Raw genomic sequence first — 7,296 nt, 5'->3', positions numbered from 1 at the left:
CCGCTTCGATTTTCTCTTTCTCATCAGCCGGAAGAGCTTCACCCGCTTCTTCGATCTGCTTGCGCGTACCGTGTACTAGCTGGTCAGCCTGGTTACGTGCAGTTACCAACTCTTCGAACTTCTTGTCCGCTTCTTTGTTAGCTTCTGCTTCTTGTACCATTTTCTCGATATCTTCATCGCTCAGGCCGCCAGAAGCTTGGATAGTGATCTTCTGCTCTTTACCTGTGCTCTTGTCTTTCGCAGACACGTGCAGGATACCGTCGGCATCAAGGTCGAAAGTTACTTCGATCTGAGGCATACCGCGTGGTGCAGGCTGGATACCTTCCAGGTTGAACTGACCAAGAGACTTGTTGTAGCCCGCCTGCTTACGCTCACCCTGAAGAACGTGGATAGTTACCGCGCTCTGGTTGTCTTCTGCAGTCGAGAATACCTGGTTCGCTTTTGTAGGAATCGTGGTGTTCTTCTCGATAAGCTTAGTCATCACGCCACCCATGGTTTCGATACCAAGAGATAGTGGAGTAACGTCTAGAAGTAGCACATCTTTCACGTCGCCCGCAAGTACACCGCCCTGAACAGCCGCACCAACAGCTACTGCTTCATCTGGGTTCACGTCTTTACGTGCTTCCTTACCAAAGAACTCAGCAACTTTAGCCTGAACCATTGGCATACGAGTCTGGCCACCAACAAGGATTACGTCAGTGATGTCGTTAACAGACAGGTCTGCATCAGCAAGAGCAACTTTTAGAGGCTCTAGAGAGCGCTGAACAAGATCTTCAACCAGAGACTCAAGCTTCGCACGAGTCACTTTGATGTTCATGTGCTTAGGACCTGTTGCATCAGCAGTAACGTAAGGTAGGTTTACGTCAGTTTGCTGTGCAGAAGACAGTTCAATTTTCGCTTTTTCAGCTGCTTCTTTAACACGCTGCATCGCTAGAGGATCGTTCTTAAGGTTGATACCCTGCTCTTTGTTGAACTCTTCTACCAGGTAGTTGATCATGCGGTTATCGAAATCTTCACCACCTAGGTGTGTGTCACCGTTGGTTGCAAGAACTTCAAACGTCTTCTCGCCTTCAACTTCATCGATTTCGATGATAGAGATATCGAATGTACCACCACCAAGGTCGTAAACAGCGATAGTGCGGTCGCCGCCTTCTTTGTCCAGACCGTAAGCCAGTGCAGCTGCAGTTGGCTCGTTGATGATACGCTTAACTTCAAGACCTGCGATACGGCCGGCATCTTTAGTTGCCTGACGCTGTGCATCGTTGAAGTAAGCAGGAACTGTTACAACTGCGCCAGTTACTTCTTCGCCCAGGAAGTCTTCTGCAGTTTTCTTCATTTTCTTAAGTACTTCAGCAGATACCTGAGGAGCCGCCATTTTCTGGCCTTTCGCTTCTACCCATGCATCGCCGTTGTCTGCCTTAACAATTTTGAAAGGCATGATTTCGATATCACGCTGAACTTCTTCGTCTTCGAAACGACGACCGATCAGACGCTTGATAGCGAATAGTGTGTTTTCAGGGTTAGTTACCGCCTGACGTTTAGCTGGCTGACCAACTAACGTTTCACCATCTTGGGTGTAAGCGATAACAGATGCCGTTGTACGCTCACCCTCTGCATTCTCAATTACACGTGGTTTTTCACCATCAAGTACTGCTACACAAGAGTTAGTTGTACCCAAGTCAATACCAATGATTTTACCCATCAGGCTTTCTCCGAAATTCGTTTAGTTCTACTAACCTGCCCGAAATCATATTGGGGCAAGCGATGCGGACCCAGCCGCAGAAAATTGATTTACGATGTCGTATGACTACTAGATAAGGGCAGCCAATTTGTTTTCAAGGGCAACATCGAAAAAAAATTCAAAAAAATAAAAACCCGCTTAAAAATTGCGGGCTTTACGATCCTAGCCGCTCAGCTTACGCCTGAGTATCAACGTTACCCGCTGCAGCTTTAGACACCATAACCATTGCAGGGCGCACAACGCGGCCGTTCAGCTCGTAGCCTTTCTGCATAACCAGGATAACCGTGTTCGGCTCGTGCTCGGCACTTTCCTGAATTGACATCGCCTGGTGGAATTCAGGGTTGAACGCTTCGCCCATAGGGTTGATTTGCTTCAGACCGAACTTCTCAACAGTATCTGTCATTGTTTTCAGCGTTAGCTCAACACCTTCAAGCATTGGCTTGATCGCTTCGTCGCTCTTGTCTGCCATTTCGATCGCACGCTCCATGTTATCGATAACTGGCAGCAGCTCTTCAGCAAACTTATTCAGGGCAAACTTACGTGCCTTGTCTACTTCCTGCTCGGTACGGCGACGCATGTTGTCTACATCAGCGCGAGCACGCAATACACTGTCTTGCTGCTCTTTCACTTTCGCTTCGCTGGTTAGCAGAGCCGCTTCAAGTTCAGCAATACGTGCCGCCTGAAGCTCTTCTGCTGTCATTTCTACTACTTCTTCCTCAGCAGATTCAGTTTCAGCTGCATTCACAGTGTCTTGCTGCAGCTGTTCGTCCTGTACTTTTTTCTCTTCGTTGCTCATGCGTTCGCTTCTCCGCCAAGATATATTGTTCGTCAATGGAGTGGAAAAAACACACAGTTCCCACCCTTAAAAAACGGTCATGCGCATATTATGGGGATGAAGTTCAATGATTCAAGCCGAGATCGCTCACAAAGCGCGACAAGTGTCTAAACCTAGCGCTATACTGGCTCCACTATCATTTGTCGGATCAAGGACATGAAGCGCATTTTTCAGACAATCGCGTTAATTGGTAAGCCGAGAAACCCTGACGCCCTGCAAACCCACAAAAGTCTGTACGACTGGCTGAACAACAAAGGCTACGAAGTATTGGTCGATCACCGTCTGGCTAACGATCTAGACGTCCCGCAAGCCTCACTATGCGATTTGCTGACAATTGGCGACAAAGCCAACCTGGCCATCGTCGTCGGTGGTGACGGCAATATGCTCGGTGCCGCCCGGGTGCTTTCCCGTTTTGATGTGGCAGTGATCGGCGTCAACCGTGGCAACCTCGGCTTTCTGACCGACCTTGCCCCCGATGATTTCGACTCGGAGCTCGAAAAGGTGCTGAACGGCGAATTCATCACCGAGAAACGCTTCTTGCTGGAAGCCGAAGTGCACCGTCACGGGCAAATCAAAAGCCGCAACGCCGCCCTGAACGAGGCCGTGCTGCACCCGGACAAGATTGCCCACATGATTGAGTTCGAAGTGTATATCGACGAGACCTTCGCCTTCTCTCAGCGCTCTGACGGGCTCATTATCTCGACCCCGACAGGTTCGACCGCCTATTCATTATCGGGCGGCGGCCCTATCCTGTCACCGAGCCTCAATGCCATTTCCCTGGTACCGATGTTCCCGCACACGCTGTCTTGCCGACCGCTTGTGGTTGACGGCAACAGCCGGATCAAGCTGCTGGTTTCACCGACCAACGGCAGTACCCTCGAGGTCAGCTGCGACGGACAGGTCTCCCTGCCGGTCAGCCCCGGTGACGAAATCCTGATTTACCAGAGCCCGGACCACCTCAAGCTGATCCACCCGAAGAACTACAGCTACTACAACGTGCTGCGAGGAAAGCTGGGCTGGTCGAGCAAACTGTTCTGAGCCCCTTTCCCTTCCGAACTAAGCCAGCCATTGCGCTGGCTTTTTTGTGTTTGCAATTCATTACCTTAACTCGAATCACACTTTCTTGATAAAAAATTCATTCAGTATCTTTACTGTGTATAGATACAGTATATACTGTATGAAAAAACAGGTGTTGATTTAAACAGGTGAACACATGCTTGCACATATGACGATCTCCAACTTTGCTATTGTCAAAAACCTTGAATTTGAACTAAAGCCGGGAATGACCACCATAACCGGTGAAACAGGCGCAGGTAAATCTATTGCCATTGATGCGCTCGGCCTATGCTTGGGAGATCGGGCAGAAGCCAGCATGGTGCGACCAAATGAAGACAAAGCCGAGATTTCGGCCGCTTTTTCATTGCAGAACAACCAGGCAGCCCGTCGCTGGCTGGAAGACAATGAACTCGTCGACGGTGAGGAGTGCATCCTGCGCCGGGTGATCACCAAAGAAGGCCGCTCCCGTGGCTTTATCAACGGCAGCCCGGTTCCGGCCTCGCAGCAGAAAGCCCTCGGCCAGCTGCTGATCAACATCCACGGTCAGCACGCCCACCAGCAACTGATGCGCGCCGAGCACCAGCAGCAAATGCTGGACCAGTATGCCGGTCATCACCTGTTGATGGAAAAAACCCGCAAGGCCTACCAGATCTGGCGACAGGCCAACAACGAACTGAAACGCCTGACCCAGAACCGGGAAGAGAACGAAGCGCAGAAACAGCTGATCCAGTATCAGGTCAAAGAGCTCAATGAACTGGCCCTTGGCGAAGACGAATTTGCCGAGATCGAAGAAGAGCACAAGCGCCTGTCGAACAGTGGCGAGCTGGCGGTATCAAGCCAGACAGCACTTTCCGTGCTGTATGACAATGACGAAGGCAACGCCCTGCAGCTGTTGCAAATGGCCAGCCAGCAGGTCATTACCCTTGGTGAGCTAGACAGCAACCTGAGCACCATTCCGGCCATGCTGGAAGAGGCCATTATTCAGGTTCAGGAAGCCAGCCAGGAGCTTCGCTGCTACCTAGACAACCTGGATATGGATCCGCAGCGCCTGATCTACCTTGAAGAGCGTCTGGCTAAAATCATGTCACTGGCACGCAAGCACTACGTAATGCCCAACGAGCTATACCAGAAACACCAGGATTTGCTGAAAGAGCTTGAAGAGCTGGACTGCAGTGACGAGCATCTGGAAGAGATGGCCGAGCAGGTCGAACTCCAGCGCCAGAAATTCCTCGCTACGGCAGAAAAGCTCAGTAAGAGCCGCCAGCGCTACGCCAAAGAGCTGGACAAGAAAATTTCCAACAGCATGCACGAACTGAGCATGGAACACGGTATTTTCAAAATTGATATCCAAAGCGATGCCGAAGGGATGCTCAGCCCGCTGGGTTATGACAACATCACCTTCCTGGTCTCGACCAACCCCGGCCAGCCGTTGCAGCCGCTGGGCAAAGTCGCCTCCGGTGGTGAGCTGTCGCGTATTTCCCTGGCCATCCAGGTGATCACCGCACAGAAAGTCGAAACCCCGAGCCTGATTTTCGATGAGGTGGATGTCGGTATCAGCGGCCCGACGGCGGCTATCGTAGGTAAAATGCTGCGCACTTTGGGCGAATCAACACAGGTAATGTGTGTGACTCACTTGCCGCAAGTTGCCGGTTGCGGCCACCAGCAGATGTTTGTTGCCAAGAAATCAACCAAAGGCAAAACAGAAACCAACATGTATCCGCTGGATGACAAAGCCCGGGTTTCCGAACTGGCCCGCCTGCTGGGCGGTAGCGAAATCACCGAAAGAACGCTCGCCAACGCAAAAGAATTGCTGTTTGCGGCCTGATATCAAACAGAATATTGTTCAGACTGGTATTATTGAAATAAACTTAAGCCGTGATGCAACTAATTAGCTAGCTCACAGTCTCAATTACAGTTTTTTTCTTAACCGCTTTTTTACTTCTGCCCAGAGCTTGTTTATCATCGCAGCAGTAAAAGCGAATTTGCCGGGATGCTATGAGTTGGAAAAACATTGCTGCACTAACGTTAGCAGTAAGCCTGTTAGGTGGTTGTTCAGTCGTTGAAAGGCTGGTTTATCGAATTGATATCAATCAGGGTAACTACCTTGATCAAAACGACATCAATACCCTGCGTTACGGTATGAACAAAGAACAGGTGAGCTATGTTCTGGGATCGCCAATGTTGGTTGAACCTGAATATCCAAATACCTGGTACTACGTCTACTACCACAAGCCGGGCCATGACGAAGCCATTCAGAAGAATCTGGTGCTCACCTTTGATGCCCAGAACAAACTCACTGGGCTATCCGGTGACTATCAGTCGGGACCAAACTTTATGGATCCGATTAACTGATACCACTGAAATAAGTGATGACCACAAAAAAAGCTCGCAGATGCGAGCTTTTTTATTGTTTCAGGTATACAGAATAAGGCTTTATTCGGTCGCCTTGGCTTCGGTTTCCTTTGCTTCAGCGTCCTTAGCTTCGGCCGCTTTTGCATCCAGCGCCTCCCGCTTGGCCTGCTCGGCACGCTTGCGGCGGATCTCTTTCGGATCGGCCAGAAGCGGACGGTAGATTTCAATCCGATCGCCATCGTGCACCGTCGCATTGGGCTTCACATTACGGCTGTAGACACCCACCTTGTTCTTCTTCAGGTCGATTTCCGGGTACATTTCCAGCACGCCGGACTGCTCGATAATCTCATGAACCTGGGTATCGGGGGTGATCGCCAGCTTGATCACACGCTGGGCCTGAGGCAGCGCATACACCACCTCGACATGGATCAGCTTTTCTTCAGAACTCATACACTTCTCTGGCTCGTTGGGTAAACGCATTCACCATATTGTTGGTTAGATCGCGGAACACTTTGCCAAACGCCGCTTCTACCAACCCGTTGGTAAATTCAAAATCCAGTTTCAGCTCGACCTTGCATGCCTCGGCATCAAGCTCGGTAAAGTGCCAGCCGCCAACCAGACGCCGGAAAGGGCCTTCCACCAACTGCATGTCAATTTTATTCACGCCAATCAGCTGATTGCGGGTGACAAAGGTTTTCTTGATTCCTGCCTTGGATACATCGACAGATGCCATCATATGCTCGTCAGAACTTTCTAAGATCCTGGTGCCGGAACAGCCCGGCAAAAACGCAGGGTAAGACTCAACATCATTAACAAGTTCAAACATTTTCTGTGCACTAAAAGGAACCAGTGCAGAGCGGCTAATCTGAGGCATAGTTTCTCCTTTACCCATAACAAGTGCCTCAACTCTCAAGTATTTAGCGACTTAGCAGCCAAAACCTAGGAGAAGAGGTGGGGCAATGATACCATTACTCGGCTATTAGCCAAAATTCGTGCAAATCATGCCTGAGACATTAGCCAATCAGGTCTGCGATTATTGCACTTCGACCTGCCGATAATCTCATCCGGCAGGGACTGCAAAAGAGTGAACAAAATATCTATGGCAAAGAAAAAACCAAGCAAGCCGGGTAGCAATACCATTGCGAAAAACAAATCGGCGCGTCATGAATTTGCGATTGACGACGAATACGAAGCAGGCCTGGAACTGCAAGGCTGGGAAGTCAAAGCGATCCGCTCGGGCAAGGTAAACATTTCTGAGAGCTACGTGTTCCTGCGCAACGGCGAAGCCTTCATCTCCGGGGTACAGATCACC

At 50.2% G+C, this 7,296-nt stretch carries 8 protein-coding genes; 4 read left to right on the top strand and 4 right to left on the bottom strand.

The genetic code is table 11. The annotated features are described in order from the left end of the window. The coding region (gene dnaK / locus MHN01_RS11235; RefSeq protein WP_239411429.1) for a molecular chaperone DnaK at nt 1–1,702 on the bottom strand (1,702 nt) is incomplete at its 3' end. 214 nt (nt 1,703–1,916) lie between these two features. Then, entirely contained in the window at nt 1,917–2,537 is a 621-nt protein-coding gene (grpE, locus tag MHN01_RS11230; RefSeq protein ID WP_239411428.1) for a nucleotide exchange factor GrpE, read from the bottom strand. Nucleotides 2,538–2,732: 195 nt separating this feature from the next. Here grpE and nadK point away from each other — a divergent pair, with 195 nt between their 5' ends. From nadK to bamE, 3 genes are all read left to right on the top strand, one after another. Beyond that, nucleotides 2,733–3,614 (top strand): NAD(+) kinase, encoded by an 882-nt coding sequence (nadK, locus tag MHN01_RS11225; protein ID WP_075762454.1) that lies wholly within the window; start codon nt 2,733–2,735, stop codon nt 3,612–3,614. A 175-nt stretch (nt 3,615–3,789) separates the two neighbouring features. Continuing rightward, the gene (gene recN / locus MHN01_RS11220) at nt 3,790–5,457 is read left to right on the top strand and encodes a DNA repair protein RecN (RefSeq protein ID WP_239411427.1); all 1,668 of its coding nucleotides are present in this window, start codon (nt 3,790–3,792) and stop codon (nt 5,455–5,457) included. A 170-nt stretch (nt 5,458–5,627) separates the two neighbouring features. Next, nucleotides 5,628–5,984 (top strand): outer membrane protein assembly factor BamE, encoded by a 357-nt coding sequence (bamE, locus tag MHN01_RS11215; RefSeq protein WP_075762456.1) that lies wholly within the window; start codon nt 5,628–5,630, stop codon nt 5,982–5,984. Nucleotides 5,985–6,065: 81 nt separating this feature from the next. Here bamE and MHN01_RS11210 read toward each other — a convergent pair whose 3' ends face one another. Together MHN01_RS11210 and MHN01_RS11205 are read right to left on the bottom strand one after the other, a co-directional pair. Then, nucleotides 6,066–6,434: an RnfH family protein gene (locus tag MHN01_RS11210; RefSeq protein ID WP_239411431.1), complete on the bottom strand. Its 369-nt coding sequence runs from the start codon at nt 6,432–6,434 to the stop codon at nt 6,066–6,068. Further along, nucleotides 6,424–6,858: an SRPBCC family protein gene (locus MHN01_RS11205; protein WP_239411426.1), complete on the bottom strand. Its 435-nt coding sequence runs from the start codon at nt 6,856–6,858 to the stop codon at nt 6,424–6,426. Before MHN01_RS11205 ends, MHN01_RS11210 begins: the two co-directional genes overlap by 11 nt. A gap of 225 nt (nt 6,859–7,083) precedes the next feature. On the opposite strand from MHN01_RS11205, the gene MHN01_RS11200 reads away from it, so the two are divergent. Then, nucleotides 7,084–7,296: SsrA-binding protein (locus tag MHN01_RS11200; RefSeq protein ID WP_239411430.1), on the top strand; the 213-nt coding region annotated here is incomplete at its 3' end.

Source organism: Photobacterium sp. OFAV2-7 (assembly GCF_022347985.1).
Taxonomy (GTDB): domain Bacteria; phylum Pseudomonadota; class Gammaproteobacteria; order Enterobacterales; family Vibrionaceae; genus Photobacterium.
Note: the sequence above shows the minus strand (reverse complement) of the source record. Positions and strands in the feature narration are given on the sequence as shown.